This window comes from Mycobacterium sp. E740, assembly GCF_001672895.1.
Classification (GTDB): domain Bacteria; phylum Actinomycetota; class Actinomycetes; order Mycobacteriales; family Mycobacteriaceae; genus Mycobacterium.
Map to the genome: position 1 here is coordinate 1 of NZ_LZKP01000013.1, position 16,375 is coordinate 16,375.

Annotated in this window: 14 protein-coding genes and 1 pseudogene; 4 read left to right on the forward strand and 11 right to left on the reverse strand. The window is 67.7% G+C overall.

Translation table 11 applies throughout. From position 1 onward, the window contains the following. The 3 genes from A5663_RS01040 to gltB all read right to left on the reverse strand — a co-directional run. Positions 1-731, reverse strand: a 731-nt coding sequence (locus tag A5663_RS01040; protein WP_068143054.1) for a polysaccharide deacetylase family protein, incomplete at its 3' end; no start/stop codon positions are given. Between the two features lie 63 nt (positions 732-794). Next, positions 795-2,261 (reverse strand): glutamate synthase subunit beta, encoded by a 1,467-nt coding sequence (locus tag A5663_RS01045; protein WP_068143055.1) that lies wholly within the window; start codon positions 2,259-2,261, stop codon positions 795-797. Further along, positions 2,254-6,837, reverse strand: coding sequence for a glutamate synthase large subunit (gene gltB, locus A5663_RS01050; RefSeq protein WP_068143056.1), 4,584 nt, complete (start codon positions 6,835-6,837; stop codon positions 2,254-2,256). Before gltB ends, A5663_RS01045 begins: the two co-directional genes overlap by 8 nt. A gap of 506 nt (positions 6,838-7,343) precedes the next feature. On the opposite strand from gltB, the gene A5663_RS01055 reads away from it, so the two are divergent. Continuing rightward, positions 7,344-8,147, forward strand: coding sequence for a PaaI family thioesterase (locus A5663_RS01055; protein WP_068143057.1), 804 nt, complete (start codon positions 7,344-7,346; stop codon positions 8,145-8,147). Positions 8,148-8,156: 9 nt separating this feature from the next. Here A5663_RS01055 and A5663_RS01060 read toward each other — a convergent pair whose 3' ends face one another. From A5663_RS01060 to A5663_RS01070, 3 genes are all read right to left on the reverse strand, one after another. Next, positions 8,157-8,720, reverse strand: a complete 564-nt coding sequence (locus tag A5663_RS01060; RefSeq protein WP_068143058.1) for a Dps family protein — start codon at positions 8,718-8,720, stop codon at positions 8,157-8,159. Positions 8,721-8,805: 85 nt separating this feature from the next. Continuing rightward, positions 8,806-9,717 (reverse strand): DNA-3-methyladenine glycosylase, encoded by a 912-nt coding sequence (locus A5663_RS01065; protein ID WP_068143059.1) that lies wholly within the window; start codon positions 9,715-9,717, stop codon positions 8,806-8,808. Between the two features lie 9 nt (positions 9,718-9,726). Next, the gene (locus A5663_RS01070) at positions 9,727-10,101 is read right to left on the reverse strand and encodes a DUF427 domain-containing protein (protein ID WP_068143060.1); all 375 of its coding nucleotides are present in this window, start codon (positions 10,099-10,101) and stop codon (positions 9,727-9,729) included. Between the two features lie 61 nt (positions 10,102-10,162). On the opposite strand from A5663_RS01070, the gene A5663_RS01075 reads away from it, so the two are divergent. After that, positions 10,163-10,636, forward strand: a complete 474-nt coding sequence (locus A5663_RS01075; protein WP_068143066.1) for an SRPBCC family protein — start codon at positions 10,163-10,165, stop codon at positions 10,634-10,636. Here A5663_RS01075 and A5663_RS01080 read toward each other — a convergent pair. Continuing rightward, positions 10,633-11,637 (reverse strand): NAD-dependent epimerase/dehydratase family protein, encoded by a 1,005-nt coding sequence (locus A5663_RS01080; RefSeq protein WP_068143061.1) that lies wholly within the window; start codon positions 11,635-11,637, stop codon positions 10,633-10,635. The two genes, A5663_RS01075 and A5663_RS01080, sit on opposite strands and share 4 nt — an antisense overlap. Further along, a complete protein-coding gene (locus A5663_RS01085) occupies positions 11,634-12,140 on the reverse strand; it encodes a nuclear transport factor 2 family protein (protein WP_068143062.1) in 507 nt (168 codons plus the stop codon). The genes A5663_RS01080 and A5663_RS01085 overlap by 4 nt, the downstream gene beginning before the upstream one ends. A 79-nt stretch (positions 12,141-12,219) precedes the next feature. On the opposite strand from A5663_RS01085, the gene msrA reads away from it, so the two are divergent. Further along, a complete protein-coding gene (gene msrA / locus A5663_RS01090) occupies positions 12,220-12,735 on the forward strand; it encodes a peptide-methionine (S)-S-oxide reductase MsrA (protein ID WP_068143067.1) in 516 nt (171 codons plus the stop codon). 2 nt (positions 12,736-12,737) lie between these two features. Here msrA and A5663_RS01095 read toward each other — a convergent pair whose 3' ends face one another. Together A5663_RS01095 and A5663_RS01100 are read right to left on the reverse strand one after the other, a co-directional pair. Continuing rightward, positions 12,738-14,078: a cytochrome P450 gene (locus A5663_RS01095; RefSeq protein ID WP_068143063.1), complete on the reverse strand. Its 1,341-nt coding sequence runs from the start codon at positions 14,076-14,078 to the stop codon at positions 12,738-12,740. 9 nt (positions 14,079-14,087) lie between these two features. Next, positions 14,088-15,422 (reverse strand): cytochrome P450, encoded by a 1,335-nt coding sequence (locus A5663_RS01100; protein WP_068143064.1) that lies wholly within the window; start codon positions 15,420-15,422, stop codon positions 14,088-14,090. 95 nt (positions 15,423-15,517) lie between these two features. On the opposite strand from A5663_RS01100, the gene A5663_RS01105 reads away from it, so the two are divergent. Continuing rightward, positions 15,518-16,123 (forward strand): TetR/AcrR family transcriptional regulator, encoded by a 606-nt coding sequence (locus A5663_RS01105; RefSeq protein ID WP_068143065.1) that lies wholly within the window; start codon positions 15,518-15,520, stop codon positions 16,121-16,123. Between the two features lie 5 nt (positions 16,124-16,128). On the opposite strand, the pseudogene A5663_RS01110 reads toward A5663_RS01105, so the two are convergent. Next, positions 16,129-16,375: pseudogene (locus A5663_RS01110) on the reverse strand (TetR/AcrR family transcriptional regulator); the annotation flags it as partial.

Here is a 16,375-nt window from a genome sequence, read left to right on the forward strand (position 1 = left end):
CCGATCACGATGGACTGTGGAGTGAAGGCGCGGTCGGCCATCTTGACGACTTCGCCCGGCGGAATCCACACGTGGTCCTTGAGGTCGCCCGACCACAACGTGTCGATGGTGTAGCCGAGCTCGCGCGACACCTTGTCGACGTGCGGGCTGCGGGCGCCGTAGGGCGGCCGGAAGAACGGCCGCGCGTCGACTCCGTATGTCTTCCAGATGAATTCGTGGTTGCGGCGTAACTGCTCCGCCACGTCGACCAGCGAGAGCTTGGCGAGGTCCGGGTGTGACCACGTGTGGTTGCCCAGCTGGATCTGGCCGTCGTCGACCAGGGGTCGCACCAGATCGGCGTGCTCGGTCCAGGACCGGTAGCAGCCGTTGACGAAGTAGGTCAGCCGGATCCCGGTGTCCTTGGCGAACTGCGTGTAGGCCCGCACGACGTCGCTGCTCACCCCGTCGTCGACGGTGAGCGCCAGCAGATTGCCGTCGCCCGGCAGACTGCTCAGCACCCCGCCGCCCGGCAGGGCGAACCGCGCCGACTTCGGCGGCGGCGGCAACAGGCCGGCCGGCCCGACCGCCGGTGCCGGTGGCTGCGTCGCCGCCGCGCCCGCCACGTGCGGTTGGTCGCCGGTGCTGCAGCGACTCAACCCGATGGCGCCGACCGTCGCGACGGACAGGGCCGCGATGAAGCTGCGCCGGTTGAACTCCAACCCGGCGCGGCCGATTCCGTTGCGGCCGATCACCGCACCACTCTCCCGCGTCCGGACGCGAAACCGGCTTATTGCCCGGCGTGTCGCGGTGTGCGGCTAGCGCTGCGGGACGGCAGTCGGCTTGATCGGCGCCGGCAGCGCCGAGTGCCCCATCAGGTAGCGGTCCACGCCGGCGGCCGCGGCGCGCCCCTCGGCGATGGCCCACACGATCAGCGACTGGCCCCGGCCCATGTCGCCGGCGACGAACACGCCGGGCACCGACGTGCTGAAGTCCGCGTCGCGCGAGACGTTGCCCCGCTCGTTGATGTCCACGTGCAGGTCGGTCAGCAGGCCTTCGCGCTCCGGCCCAGTGAAGCCCATCGCGAGCAACACCAGATCGGCGTCCATCTCGAACTCGCTGCCGTCGACCTTCTCGAACTTGCCCGCCTTCATCATGACCTCGTGCCCACGCAGACCGGTGACCTTGCCCTCGCTGCCCACGAACTCCTCGGTGTTGACCGAGTAGACGCGCTCGCCGCCCTCCTCGTGAGCGGAGGAGACCCGGAACATCAGCGGGTAGACCGGCCACGGAGTCGAGTCGGCGCGCGTCTCCGGCGGGCGCGGCATGATCTCGAACTGGTGCACGCTGGCGGCACCCTGGCGGTGAGCGGTGCCCAGGCAGTCGGCGCCGGTGTCCCCGCCGCCGATGATGATGACGTTCTTGCCCTTCGCGTGGATCGGCGGCAGGCCGTCGGCATCGGTGACGGGGTCACCGAACTGCACGCGGTTGGCCCACGGCAGGTACTCCATCGCCTGGTGGATGCCGTCGAGGTCTCGCCCGGGGATCGGCAGGTCGCGTCGCTCGGTCGCCCCGCCGGCCAGCACGACGGCGTCGAAGTCCTTGCGAAGCTGCGCAGCGGTGATGTCGACGCCGACGTTGACGCCTGTGCGAAACTCGGTGCCCTCGGCCGCCATCTGCTCCAGACGACGGTCGATGTGGCGCTTCTCCATCTTGAACTCGGGGATGCCGTAGCGCAGCAGGCCGCCGATGCGGTCGTCGCGCTCGAACAGCGTGACGTCGTGCCCGGCGCGGGTGAGCTGCTGGGCGGCGGCCAGTCCGGCGGGCCCGGAGCCGACGACGGCGACCTTCTTGCCCGTCTTGACGTCGGGCGGCCGAGGTGTCACCCAACCCTCTTCGAACGCCCGGTCGATGATCTCGACCTCGATCTGCTTGATCGTGACGGGATCCTGGTTGATGCCGAGCACGCATGAGCCTTCACACGGCGCCGGGCAGAGCCGGCCGGTGAACTCGGGGAAGTTGTTCGTCGCGTGGAGTCGCTCGATCGCGTCGCGCCAGCGGTCGTTGCGGACCAGGTCGTTCCACTCCGGGATCAGGTTCCCGAGCGGACAACCGTTGTGGCAGAACGGAATTCCGCAGTCCATGCAACGGGTCGCCTGCTCGCGCAACGTCTCTTGGGAGAAGTCCTCGTAGACCTCTTTCCAGTCGCGCAGGCGAATCGGCACGGGCCGCCGCTGCGGCGTCTCGCGATGGGTGTACTTGAGGAAGCCGCGTGGATCAGCCACTGGCGGCCGCCATGATCGCCTCATCGACGTCGGCACCGGCCTGTTCGGCCGCCGCGATCGCCTCCAGGACCCGCTTGAAGTCGCGGGGCATCACCTTGGTGAAGTGCTTCACGTTGTTGTCCCAGTCATTCAGAATCCGTGTTCCGACTGCGGAATCGGTCGCATCCACGTGGGCCTGGATCATGCCCGCCAACCACTCGAGGTCCTCCTCGTCGAGTTCCTCGAGTTCCACCATCTCGGCGTTGAGGTTGCCCGGCAGCGCCCCCTCCGGGTCGTACACGTAGGCGATGCCGCCGGACATGCCCGCGGCGAAGTTGCGGCCCGTCGGTCCGAGGATCGCGATCTTGCCGCCGGTCATGTACTCGCAACCGTGGTCGCCCACGCCTTCCACGACCGCGTGTGCACCGGAGTTGCGCACCGCGAACCGCTCACCGACCTGACCGCGGATGAACGCCTGCCCGCTGGTCGCACCGAACAGGATCACGTTGCCCGCGATGATGTTGTCCTCGGCGACATAGCCTTCCGGCGCGGTGTCCGCCGGGCGCACGACGATACGGCCGCCCGACAGCCCCTTGCCGACGTAGTCGTTGGCGTCGCCGTACACGCGCAACGTGATGCCCCGGGGCACGAACGCGCCGAAGCTGTTGCCCGCCGAGCCGTCGAACGTGATGTCGATGGTTCCGTCCGGGAGTCCCTGTCCGCCATAGGCTTTCGTCACCTCGTGGCCGAGCATGGTGCCGACGGTGCGGTTGACGTTCGCGATGGTCGTCGAGAACCGGACGGGCGCACCGCCATCCAGCGCTTCGCGGCACATCACGATCAGCTGCTGGTCGAGCGCCTTGTCGAGTCCGTGGTCCTGCCGCGAACTGCAGTACAGGTCCTGGTTCATGAACGCGGACTCGGGCTCGTGCAGCACCGGTGCCAGGTCCAGCTTGTAGGCCTTCCAGTGTTCGGCGGCCTTGGTGGTGTCCAGGGCGCCGACCTGGCCGACCATCTCGTTGACGGTGCGGAAGCCCAACTGCGCCATGAGCTCCCGGACTTCTTCGGCGATGAACATGAAGAAGTTCTCGACGAACTCCGGCTTGCCGGTGAACCGCTGGCGCAACACCGGGTTCTGGGTCGCCACGCCGACGGGGCAGGTGTCGAGGTGGCACACGCGCATCATGATGCAGCCCGAGACCACCAGTGGGGCGGTGGCGAAGCCGAACTCCTCGGCGCCCAGCAGCGCGGCGATCACGACATCGCGGCCGGTCTTGAGCTGGCCGTCGACCTGCACGACGATCCGGTCCCGAAGACCGTTGAGCAGCAACGTCTGCTGGGTCTCGGCCAGGCCGAGCTCCCACGGGGCGCCAGCGTGCTTCATCGACGTCAGCGGCGTCGCGCCGGTGCCGCCGTCGTGACCGGAGATCAGTACCACGTCGGCATGCGCCTTCGACACGCCTGCGGCCACGGTGCCGACGCCGTTCTCGCTCACCAGCTTGACGTGCACGCGGGCCTGCGGGTTCGAGTTCTTCAGGTCGTGGATCAGCTGTGCCAGATCCTCGATCGAGTAGATGTCGTGGTGCGGCGGCGGCGAGATCAGCCCCACGCCCGGCGTCGAGTGCCGGACCTCGGCGACCCACGGGTACACCTTGCCACCCGGAAGCTGACCGCCCTCACCGGGTTTCGCGCCCTGGGCCATCTTGATCTGGATGTCGGTGCAGTTGCTCAGATAGTGGCTGGTGACGCCGAACCGACCGGACGCCACCTGCTTGATGGCGCTGCGCCGCCAGTCGCCGTTCTCGTCGCGTTCGAAGCGCGTGACGGCCTCGCCACCCTCGCCCGAGTTCGACCGTCCGCCAAGGCGGTTCATCGCAATCGCCAGTGTCTCGTGTGCCTCGGCCGAGATGGAGCCGTAACTCATCGCACCGGTGGAGAACCGCTTGACGATCTCGCTTGCCGGCTCGACCTCTTCGAGAGGGACGGGCGTGCGTATGCCGTCACGGAACTTGAGGAGCCCGCGCAGCGAAGCCATCCGCTCGCTCTGATCGTCGACGAGCTGGGTGTACTCCTTGAAGATCGAGTACTGGCCGGTGCGCGTGGAGTGCTGCAGCTTGAAGACCGTGTCCGGGTTGAACAGGTGGTACTCGCCCTCACGGCGCCACTGGTATTCGCCGCCGACCTCGAGTTCGCGGTGCGCCCACTCGTCGGGGCGGTCGAGATACGCCAACGCGTGCCGCGCCGCGACGTCGTCGGCGATGTCGTCGAGTTCGATACCGCCGACCGGGCACGTCAACCCGGTGAAGTAGTCGTCGAGGACATGCTGGCTGATGCCGATCGCCTGGAACAGCTGCGCGCCGGTGTAGGACGCGAGCGTGGAGATGCCCATCTTGGACATCACCTTGAGCACGCCCTTGCCCGCGGCCTTGACGTAGTTCGCCTTGGCCTGGTCGCTCGAGATCCCGGAGATGACGCCGCGGTCGACCATGTCCTCGATCGACTCGAACGCCATGTAGGGGTTGATCGCGGCCGCGCCGAAGCCGCACAGCATGGCCATGTGGTGCACCTCGCGGGCGTCGCCGGCCTCGACCACGAGACCGACCTTGGTGCGGGTGCGCTCGCGGACCAGATGGTGGTGCACGGCCGACACCGACAGCAGCGACGGAATCGGCGCCATCTGCTCGTTCGACTCGCGGTCGGACAGCACGATGATGCGCGCGCCCTCGCGGATCGCGGTCGACACCTTGGCCCGCACGTTGTCCAGCGCCTCCTTGAGGCCCTGTCCGCCGCGGTTGACCGGGTACAGGCAGCGGATCACCGCGGCGCGCATACCGTGCTTGTGGCCGCGGATCTCGTGGTCGGGGTCGACGCACATGAGTTTCGACAGCTCGGCGTTGCGCAGGATCGGCTGCGGCAGCACGATCTGACGGCACGACTCCGGCGTCGGGTTCAGCAGGTCGCCTTCGGGCCCGAGGGTGCCCTGCAGGCTGGTCACCACCTCTTCGCGGATGGCGTCCAGCGGTGGGTTGGTCACCTGCGCGAACAGCTGCTGGAAGTAGTCGTAGAGCATCCGCGGCCGCGCGGAGAGCACCGCGATCGGGGTGTCGGTGCCCATCGAGCCGAGCGCCTCGGCGCCGGTGCGCGCCATCGGCGCCACCAGCATGTTGAGTTCCTCGTAGGTGTACCCGAAGATCTGCTGGCGCAGCACGACTCGGTGGTGCGGCATGCGCACGTAATCGCCGGGCGGCAGCTCGTCGAGGTCGAACAGACCCGCATCCAGCCACTCCTGATACGGCTGTTCGGCGGCCAGCTCGGCCTTGATCTCCTCGTCGTCGACGATGCGGCCCTTGGACGTGTCGACCAGGAACATGCGGCCGGGTTGCAGGCGCATCTTCTTCACCACGGTCGATGGATCGAGGTCGAGGACACCGGCTTCCGATGCCATCACGACCAGACCGTCGTCGGTGACCCAGATGCGCGACGGGCGCAGACCGTTGCGGTCCAGCACGGCGCCGATCACGGTCCCGTCGGTGAACGTCATCGACGCCGGGCCGTCCCACGGCTCCATCAACGACGCGTGGTACCGGTAGAACGCCCGCCGCGCGGGGTCCATCGTGTCGTGGCGCTCCCAGGCCTCCGGGATCATCATCAGCACCGCGTGCGGCAGGCTGCGGCCACCGAGATGCAGCAGCTCGAGAACCTCGTCGAACCGCGCGGTGTCGGACGCTCCCGGGGTGCACACCGGGGTGATCTTGTCGAGGTCCTGGTCCGTTCCGAACACGTCGGTGCTGATCAGCGCCTCGCGCGCCCGCATCCAGTTCTCGTTGCCGTTGACGGTGTTGATCTCGCCGTTGTGGGCGATGCGCCGGAACGGATGAGCCAGCGGCCAGGACGGGAACGTGTTCGTCGAGAAGCGCGAATGCACGATGCCCAGGGCGCTGGTCAGCCGATCATCCTGCAGGTCGAGGTAGAACGCCTTGAGCTGCGGCGTGGTCAGCATGCCCTTGTAGACGAAGGTCTGACCGGAAAGGCTTGGGAAGTAGACGGTTTCGCGGCCCGGACCGTCCTGGCCGGGACCCTTGGTGCCGAGCTCGTGTTCGGCGCGCTTGCGCACCACGTAGGCCCGTCGCTCCAGTTCCATCCCCGATGCACCGGCGAGGAACAGCTGGCGGAACGTCGGCATCGCATCGCGGGCCAGCGCGCCCAGCGCCGAATCGTCGATCGGCACCTCGCGCCAGCCCAGCACCTGCAGCCCTTCGGCCTCGGCGATCTTCTCGACGGCCTCGCAGGCGTTCGACGCATCCTTTGACGACTGGGGGAGGAACGCGATGCCGGTGGCGTAGGTGCCGGGTTCCGGCAGGTCGAAGTCGACAACCGCGCGAAGAAACTCGTCGGGAACCTGGAGCATGATTCCCGCGCCGTCGCCGGTGTTGGGCTCGGCACCCTGAGCGCCGCGGTGCTCGAGGTTCACCAGGGCGGTGATGGCCTTGTCGACGATGTCGCGGCTGCGACGGCCGTGCATGTCGGCCACCATGGCCACACCACATGCGTCATGCTCGAACGCGGGGTTGTACAGCCCTTGAATCTGGGGCGCCATTCCCACCTACCCTTTTCTGCACGTACTACAAAGCTTCTGCCTTACAGCCGTAGAACACGGCATTTCGCCGGTCCGGCCATGGAGTGCCTTCGTGCAGCATCGAACGCCGGCCTTTTCCCACTTGCCTCGAGGAGAAAACGATATGTCAAACACCGGGTGACATGCCAACTTAGCAATACCTAACCCCGCTGGCCGGCGGGCGATGAGGGGTCGCGCGGGGCCTGGCGCGCATATTGACGAAACCCATTGTGCGCGTTGAGATTCCGGTCGATCTGACGGTGGGTCGCGGGGCTGCGTCGTCGGTCACACGGGGTGGGCAACGGCGATATCCGTTTGCTGTACGCGCAGGTGGCTGCGGTGACCAGCGCAGGCACGCGCGACGGACTTTGCTGAAAGACTGGTCAGATTCTTAGGGAACCCGTCGCCTAGATCATGACCCTGCGTGACGATTGTCATATACCCCGCAGGGGTACCGGACCAACGTCCGTCGGCCACGCTGTATCCCGATGTCACACCCGCTGAACACTCCCCTGGGCCGGTTCGGCGTCGTGACGTCGCAGGACGAGCCGCACGAGTGCGTGGCCTCGATACCGGTCGGCGGAATGGTCAATCCCCTGACCGGCGCGCCGACCATCGCTCCGCTGGCGTTGCTCGTCGACCACGCCTGCGGTCTGGTCAACCATCGGCGGCGCGGGGCCGGCGAGTGGACCGTGTCCAGCGAGTTGTCGCTCGAGGCCGACCCGGACACCGCTGAGATCGTCGCCGCCGCAGCGGATGTACCGGTGGTGGCGACGGCGCGGCCGTTCGGCAACAAGGGCGACGTTTCGCTGGCGACGTGCGAGCTCGCCCACCGGGGCAATCTGCTCGCCACCGCGACCGTGCGCTCGTTCTACATCCGCACCCCCGGCGACGTGCCGCCGTTTCCCGACGGCCCGACCGGGCCGCCGCCACCGGGCACGCTCGGCGAGCGGATGGCCGTGCGGATCGCCGAGTCCGCCGGCGCGGGACCGGTTCTGTTGCAGGACGAGGATCCGGTGCTCAACAACCTCATCGGCATCGTGCACGGGGGCGTCTCGGCCATGGCGCTGGAACTGGTGGCGTCAGCGGCCCTGAACGCCGACCGGACCGAGGCGCCGCTGCGGACGTCGTCGCTGCATGTCAACTTCATGCGGCCGTTCCATGGCGGTATCGAATCACGTTATGCCGGAACGACTTTGCGCGTCGGGCGCAGCACGGGCGTCGCTGAGGCCAAAGCCGTCGGCCCCGGCGGTGAGGTGGCGATCGTCGCCAGGCTCACCGCCTACCGCTGACGCGTTGCACTACTTGACCGGAGACTTCTTCTTCGCCTGGCTGGCGGCGGCCTTCTCGGTGTTGGCGCCCTTGTTGGCCAGCTGACCGCCCGCGTTCTCCAGGTGCGCGCGCACGAACCACTGGAACTTCTCAAGCTCGGCAGAGTGGCCGATCAGCATGTCCTCGGTGATCGGGTCGGCATCCTCGGCCTCCTCGATGTTGTTCCGGGTGTCCTCGATGATTCCGTCGTAAACGAGGTCGAGCGCGCCGAGGTGGGCCTGCACGGTGTCGCGGTCGAGCGAGTAGTCGTCCCAGGACCGGTCTTCGATGATCGCGCCCGGCGTCCCCTTCGGCGAGAACCCGAGGGTGGCGATCCGTTCGGCGACCTCGTCGGCATAACCGCGCACCAGCTCAACCTGTGGGTCGATCATCTCGTGCACGCCGATGAAGTTCGGGCCCACCACATTCCAGTGGATGTGCTTGAGCGTCAGGTGCAGATCGTTGTAGCGGCTCAGCTGCTTCTGCAGAAGCTCGGCGACCTTCGCGGCGTCCTTGTCGGTCATGCCGGGGACTGTGTAGCTGGACTTAGGCATGTGAAAGCTCCTTTGCGGTGTCGCCCGTTCGACTACCCGGTGTCCACGGACGGTAATCACGCCGCAGCGAGCGTCACATTCCCGCTCACATGTCGACGAGGTTCGGGATCGCCATGCGCGGGCCGAACCGCGGCAGCACCGCCAGACCGCTCACTTCCAGCAGTCGTACCGCGCGGTGGCGGTGCGGGCGCAGCGGCTCGAGCAACTCGACCATCTCGGCGTCGTCGATCGGGTGGCCGAGCAGGCTCCACCCGACCATCTTCGCCAGGTGGTAGTCCCCGACCGACAGCGCGTCGGGGTCGCCGAAGGCGCGCTGTGCGGTCTCGGCGGCGGTCCAGACACCGACTCCGGGCAGCGACGCCATCGCGGCCCGCGCATGGGCGGGTGAGCGGGCTCCGAGCCGTTCCAGCGAGTCCGCGCGTTCTGCGCAGCCGACGACGGTGCGCGCGCGGCGGGGGTCGACGTTGGCCCGGTGAAACTCCCACGACGGGACGCGGCGCCAGATCTCCCCCGGTGGCGGAACCCGCATGTGGGCGGGTGCCGGACCGGGCGCGGGCGCTCCGTACTTCGTCACGAGCAGGCGCCAGGCCCGACGCGCGTCCTTGCCGTAGACCCGCTGTTCGAGCACGGCGGGAATGAGGGCTTCGAGGACGCGGTCGGTCCGGCCCAACCGCAGGTGCCGCACCCGGCGCTGTGCCGCGGCGATGGTCGGCTCGCTGGGGCGGAAGCCGCCGCTGTCGTCGTACGCGCCGAGTTGCGCGGGCAGCGTCTCGGCGAACTCGGCGGCACCGGCACCCCACGCTTCGCAGTCGACGCTGCCGGCCGCCGATTTCGTGATCCGCGCGGTCACCGGACCGCTGCGCATCAGGGTGGTCCGCCAGATCGCGCCGTCGGACCCGTCGAAGAAGCAGGGATCGTTCCGGCCACGACGCAATGGGGCCAGGGTCAGCCGCGGGCTGACCGGTCCGTCGAAGACGACGCTGACCGACGTGTGCACCGAGTCAGGCTATGCGACGGTGATGTCCGCTTTGTCCGGATAGAACGCGACGTGACCGGCGATCGCACCGACGGCCGGATAGGGGTTCACGTAGGTCCAGACGGCGTCGTCGACGGTCACTCCCGCCTCGGTCACGACGTGGTAGTACGTGGCGTCGCCCTTGAAGGGGCAGTACGTCGTGGTGTCGCTGGGTCGCAGTCGCTGCGCGTTGACGTCGTCGAGCGGGATGTACCGCACGGCGGGGTAAGTGGATTCCTGCAGCGTCAACGCTCGATCTGTTTCGGCGACGACTTCGCCGTCCACCCGGACGGTGACGTGGCTGCCCGTCGGCTCGACGGTGATGGGATGCGATGCGGTGGGTTCGAGGACGGGTCGATCACTCATGAAGGTGCCAACGCGCGAGGCTCGTCAGGGATTCCGTTCCGGTCGGTTCTACGATCACCGCATGAGCCAATCAGGTCCGGCCTCCGCGCAGGCCGAAGTCACCATCGCCGCCGACGCCGACGCCGAGACGGTGTACCGGCTGATCACCGATCTGCCGACGCTGGCTTCGCTGGCCGAGGAGGCGCACGCGATGGAGTGGCGTAAGGGCGACGCGGCGCGGACGGGCGCGGTTTTCCGGGGCCATAACCGCAACGGGTCGCGCAGCTGGAGCACCACCTGCACCGTGACCGCCGCCGAACCCGGCAGGACCTTCGCCTTCGACGTGCGCAGCGCGGTCATCCCCGTCGCGCACTGGCGCTACGACATCGCCGCAACCGACGGCGGATGCACGGTCACCGAGAGCACCTGGGATCGCCGGCCCGGTTGGTTTCGCGTCCCCGCCGGCTGGGTGACGGGCGTGAAGGACCGCGACACCGCCAACGCCGAACACATCCGCCGGACGCTGCAGCGGCTGAAGGAGAAGGCCGAAGCCTAGCCCGCCTTGCTCTTGCGTCGGGCGTCTCGCAGGTTCGCCCAGAACCGGGCCGCCTCGCGGATCGACTCCTCGACCGGCCTTGGCTGCCAACCGAGTTCGCGGCGCGCCTTGCTGCAGTCCACCGGGGCTTCGGCGCGCATCAACCGCAGCGATTCCAGCGACAGCTTCTCGTCGGTTCCGGTCAGCCGCGCCTTGACCGTGCCCAGCGTGGCCATCGCGTACGAGACGGGCAGCGGGATCGACTTCGTCGGCGCCGGCGTCCCGGCCGCTTCAGCGGCGATGCGTACCACCTCGGCGTTGGTGATCATCTTCTCCGAGATCAGGTAGCGCTCCCCGACCCGACCGCGCTCGGCGGCCAGGATCATCGCGCGCGCGGCGTCGTCGACACCGACGGCCTCGAGTTCGATTCCGCTCATCACGAACGGCAGCTTGCCGAACGCCGCGCCCGCGATGATCGCGCCGTGCGGCGTCCGTCCCCAGTCGCCACTGCCATAGGTCGTCGACACGCACATCGCAATCGCCGACAGGCCGTGTTCGCGCGCGTACTGCAGCACCAGCGCCTCGGCCTGGACCCGTGAGCGCACGTACGGCGTCAAACTTCTGTCGACGATCACGTCGTCCTCGGTGGCCACATGTCCGCGCCTGCGGCCGACTGTCACGTAGCTGCTGGTGTAGATGAACCGGCGCAGCCCGGCTTGCTTGGCGATCTCGAGCACGTTGCGTGTGCCCTCGACGTTCGTGTGGAACAGCGGGGCGGGGTCTTTGAGCCAACCCCGGGTGTCCACGACGCAGTAGTAGACGTCGTCAACGCCGGTCATGGCCGCGCGCAGCGTGTCGTTGTCCCAGATGTCGCCGTGGAACCGTTGCACCTGCAGATCGTCGATGCCGGTCGTGTTGGCGTTCGGTCGCACCATCGCGCGGACGTCATGCCCGTCGGCGACCAGCTGCCGGGTGACATGGGAACCGAGGAAACCGTTGGCTCCGATGACCAGCTTGCTCACTTGCCTCCCCCGTACTGGCGCATCCACTGTTCGGCCTCGTCGGTGAGCGTGCCGAGTTCGGCGGCCTTGCGGCACCACTTGAGCGTGGCCTTGACGAACCGTAGCGGGTTGTAGATGTCCTCCTGGCGACTCCACAGTCCGTCGCCGGCATACGTGACGATCGAGATGTTGGTCGCGCTGATGATCGTCCCGTCACCCGGGTCGCGCATGGGGTTGTCCAGCTCGCAGATGACCCGGCCGGTCTGCTCGTCGAAGACTCTCCACAGCGACGGGAACGCCGTCATGTAGCTGCCGGGAAAGGTCTCCATCGTCTTCCAGATCCAGGAGCGCACCTCTTCGCGGCCGCGCATGGTGCCGGCCGCATGCTCGATGTAGAGCACATCGGGCGTGTAGTGCTCGACCCACGCGTCCCAGTTCCTGCTATGGGCGGCGCGGTCGACGGTCGCCTCGAACTCCTCGAACGCCGCCGCGAGTTCCTGGCGGCTGAAGGGGCTGCTCGTCACATCCAGAACTAGAACACGTTCTACTGACGTTGTCGAGGGCACAATGGGAGTCACGAGCGCAGACGGAGGAGACGCAGGCATGACGGACCACAAGACGGCCATTCTGGCGGGCGGTTGCTTCTGGGGCATGCAGGATCTGATTCGCAGACAACCGGGTGTGGTGGCGACGCGGGTCGGCTATACCGGCGGCCAGAACGCGAACGCCACGTACCGCAACCATCCCGGACACGCAGAGGCGATCGAGATCGTCTACGACCCGTCGCAGACCGACTACCGGGCGCTGTTGGAGTTCTTCTTCCAGATCCACGATCCGACGACGAAGAACCGGCAGGGCAACGATATCGGCACCAGCTACCGCTCGGCGATCTTCTACCTCGACGACGAGCAGAAGCGGGTCGCGCTGGACACCATCGCCGATGTCGACGCCTCCGGTTTGTGGCCGGGCAAGGTCGTCACCGAAGTCGCTCCGGCCGGCGACTTCTGGGAAGCCGAACCCGAACATCAGGACTACCTGGAGCGCTATCCCAGCGGCTACACCTGCCACTACCCCCGCCCGGGGTGGAAGCTGCCCAAGCGCGAGACGGCCAGCCAGTAGCCCTAAGTGCGGTGACGCACGACGACCCGGCCGCCGTCCTTCGGGGTGAACGCGATCCCGCGGAAGTGCACCTTCTCGTCGGGGGCGTCATCCGTTTCGATCACGAAGTGGCGCAAAACTGTTCGTAGGACGACGTCCATTTCGACATTGGCGAACGCCGCCCCGATGCACCGGCGGGTACCGCCGCCGAACGGCACCCAGGCGATCGGCGGGCGCTTGCCCAGGAAGCGGTTCGGGTCGAAGCGCTCCGGGTCTGGAAAGACGTCCGGGTTGGCATGCATGTTCGCCAGCGCCACCATCACCGTGTAACCGTGCGGGATCCGCCACTGCCCGACGTCGAAATGCGCTGCGGCGACGTGACGTCCGGAGAAGTCGATGACGGTGCGGTTGCGTTGCAGCTCGTTGATGAACGCCTGGCGGTACTCGTTGCCGCCCTCGTCGTTCTCCTTGACCAGCTCGGCCAGCACCTCGGGATGGCGGCGCAGCCGCTCGAACGCCCAGCCGAGCGTCGATGCGGTGGTTTCATGACCCGCCCCGAGCAACGTGAGCAGTTCGTCGGAGACGTCCTGGCGCGACATCGGAGTGCCGTCCTCGTACGTGCTGCGCAGCAGCAGCGCCAGGATGTCGGTGCGCTCTTCGAGCCCGGGATCGGCGTGCGCCTTGTCGATCAACGCGAACACGACATGGTCGAAGTTGCGGCGGAACGTCGCCAACCGGCCCCATGGACTGAATCTGGTTGTGCTGAAAGGGGGTTCGGGCAGGGTGGCCATGCGCGACCCGAGCTTGGCCCACGGCGGGATGATCTCGCGCAGGTAGTCGAGTTCGGCGCCGTCGGCACCGAACACCGTGCGCAGGATGACGTTCAGCGTGATCCTGTTCATCGGTTCGAGCGTGGCGAACTCGGTGCCGATCGGCCAGGTCGCGGTTTCGCGGAGCGTCTCCTCCTCGATGGTCTTCTCGTAGTTCTTGATGCTCTGGCCGTGGAACGGCGGGGCGAGCAGCTTGCGGCGCTTGCGGTGCTCGACACCGTCGAGCGCGAAAACCGAACCGGGACCGAATATCCGGCTGAGGTTCGGCTGCACGTTCATCAGGTCGTCGGTGCTCGCGAGGTAGACCTGCCGGATCAGCGCGGGGTCAGCGATGACCACACTGCGCCCGAAGAACGGCACGTTGATCGCGAAGACCGGCCCGTACCGCTTGATGGCGGTGGCGAGGTACCACCGGCGAAAGCCCGCCATGAGCACCATCTGGGCATACTTGGGCAGCGGGACCGCCGGCGGCGTCTGGCCGGTCGCTACCGGGACGTCGTTCTTGGCGACGGCGGCGTTGGTCGTCGGGGTCATCGGTGCCTCCTAGGCGAGCGGCGTCTTGCGGCGGTGCACGACGACGCGGCCGCCGCCCTTCGGGGTGTAGGCCACGCCGCGCGAGTGGACTTTCTCCGCCGGCGCGGCGGTGGTGTCGATCACGAACTGGCGCAGCACCGTTCGCAGCACCACGTCCATCTCGACGTTGGCGAACACTGCTCCGACGCAGCGCCTGGTGCCGCCGCCGAAGGGCAGCCACGCCGGGGGCGGGCGCTTGCCCAGGAAGCGGTCCGGGTCGAAGCGGTCGGGTTCACCGAACTCCTCGGCCCGGTCGTGCATCAGCGAGATGCTGGCCAGGATCGAATATCCCTGCGGGATCACCCAATCGCCGAGTTCGAATGTCGGCGAGTAGACGTGCCTGCCCGCGAAGTCGATCACCGTCCTTGACCGCTGCACTTCCAGGATGGTGGCCTGCCGGTATTCGTTGTCGTCGGTGGCGGCCTCGTCGGCAAGCTTCGCCAGCACCTCCGGATGCCGGGTGATCCGCTCGAACGCCCACGCCAGGGTGGACGCGGTGGTCTCGTGGCCGGCGGCGAGCAGGGTCAGCAGTTCGTCGCCGATGTCGTTGCGCGACATGGCGGTACCGTCTTCGTAGGTGCTGCGCAGCAGCAGCGCGAGGACGTCGTCGCGGCGCTCGAAGTTCGGGTCCGCCGTGACCCGGTCGATCAGCCTGCCGATGACCGCGTCGTACTGCTTGCGGTACTCGGCCAGCCGGCCCCAGGGGCTGAACCGGCCGTAGGTGCGCGCGGGCGTCGGCAGCGTCGCGACGCGGGAGCCCAACGTCACCCAGGGCGGGATGATCCGGCGCAGCTCATCGAGCTGCTCGCCGTCTGCGCCGAACACCGCGCGCAGAATCGCGTTCAGCGTGATTCGCATCATCGGCTCGAGCGTCGGAAATGCTTGTCCGGTAGGCCAGTTCGCCGATTCGCGCAGCGTCTCCTCTGCAAAGATCTGCTCGTAGTTCTTGACGCTCTTGCCGTGGAACGGCGGCGTCAACAGGCGGCGGCGACGCCGGTGCTCGGCTCCGTCGAGCGCGAACACCGAGCCCGGTCCGAGCACCCGGGACAAATTCGGCTGGATGTTGCCGACATCGTCGGGGTTGGCCATGAACAGCTGCTTGGCCAACTGCGGGTCGCCGGCGACGACCGTACGCCCGAACACCGGGAGGTTCAGCGTGAACACCGGACCGTAGCGGCGGGCGATCTGGGCGACCGTCCACCGCCGTGAGACGGAGAAGGCGGCGCCCAGCACCAGCTTGGGGATCGGAGGTTGCGGCGGCAGCTTGACCGTTCGGGTGCCCTCCACGACCGTGACTTCGCTCATGACGCTCCCAGCCATATTCCGGTACTACGATGTACCGCGGATGTGTGATGTACGGTACCGGTTGGTACCACTTGTCGCAAGGGTAGGGATGCGAGATGACGGCAGCGCTGAACGACAACGCGCACACCGCCGCCGACGACCCCTTCCGCGATCGAGTCCTCGACGGTTTGGCGGCCTCGATCGTCGAGCGTGGGTACCGCGACACCACGGTCGCCGACATCGTTCGGCACGCCCGCACGTCGAAACGGACCTTCTACGAGCAGTTCGGAAGCAAGGCCGAGTGCCTGATCGAGCTGCTGCGCCGCAACAACGAGGAGCTGATCGCCAACATCCGCGCGGCGGCCCAGCCGGAAGCCGACTGGCGCGACCAGATACACCAGGCGGTGAGCGCGTACGTCGACCACATCTCCGCGCGGCCGGCCATCACGCTGACCTGGATTCGTGAGGCGCCGGCACTCGGCAGCGCCGCGCAGCCGCTGCACCGGTTGGCGATGGAGCACCTGACCGACATGCTCGTCGACATCAGCGGCAACCCGGGCTTCCGGCGCGCCGACCTGGCGCCGATATCGCGTCCGCTCGCGCTGATCGTGTTGGGCGGACTGCGCGAGCTGACCGCGTTGTTCGTCGAGGACGGCCGCGATCTGCGCGGGCTCGTCGAGCCTGCCGTCACCGCCTCGAAGGCGATCCTCGGAGGGCGCTGAGGCGGTCAGGCCAGGATCAGCCGCGCCGACTTCTCCAGCCGCTCGGCGATCTCGGCATACGACGCGTAGCCCATGCCCGCGCGCACCAGCGCGCCGGAGTACAGCATCTCCAGCGAGTCGATGACGTCGGCGTTCACGTCGGAGCCGAGGGCCGCGGCCAACCGGTCGCGGATCTCGCCGCCGGTCTGCTGCGCGGCCGCACCGAGCAGCACGGTCGACCGAGCGCAATAGGTGCCGATCTCGACACCGACA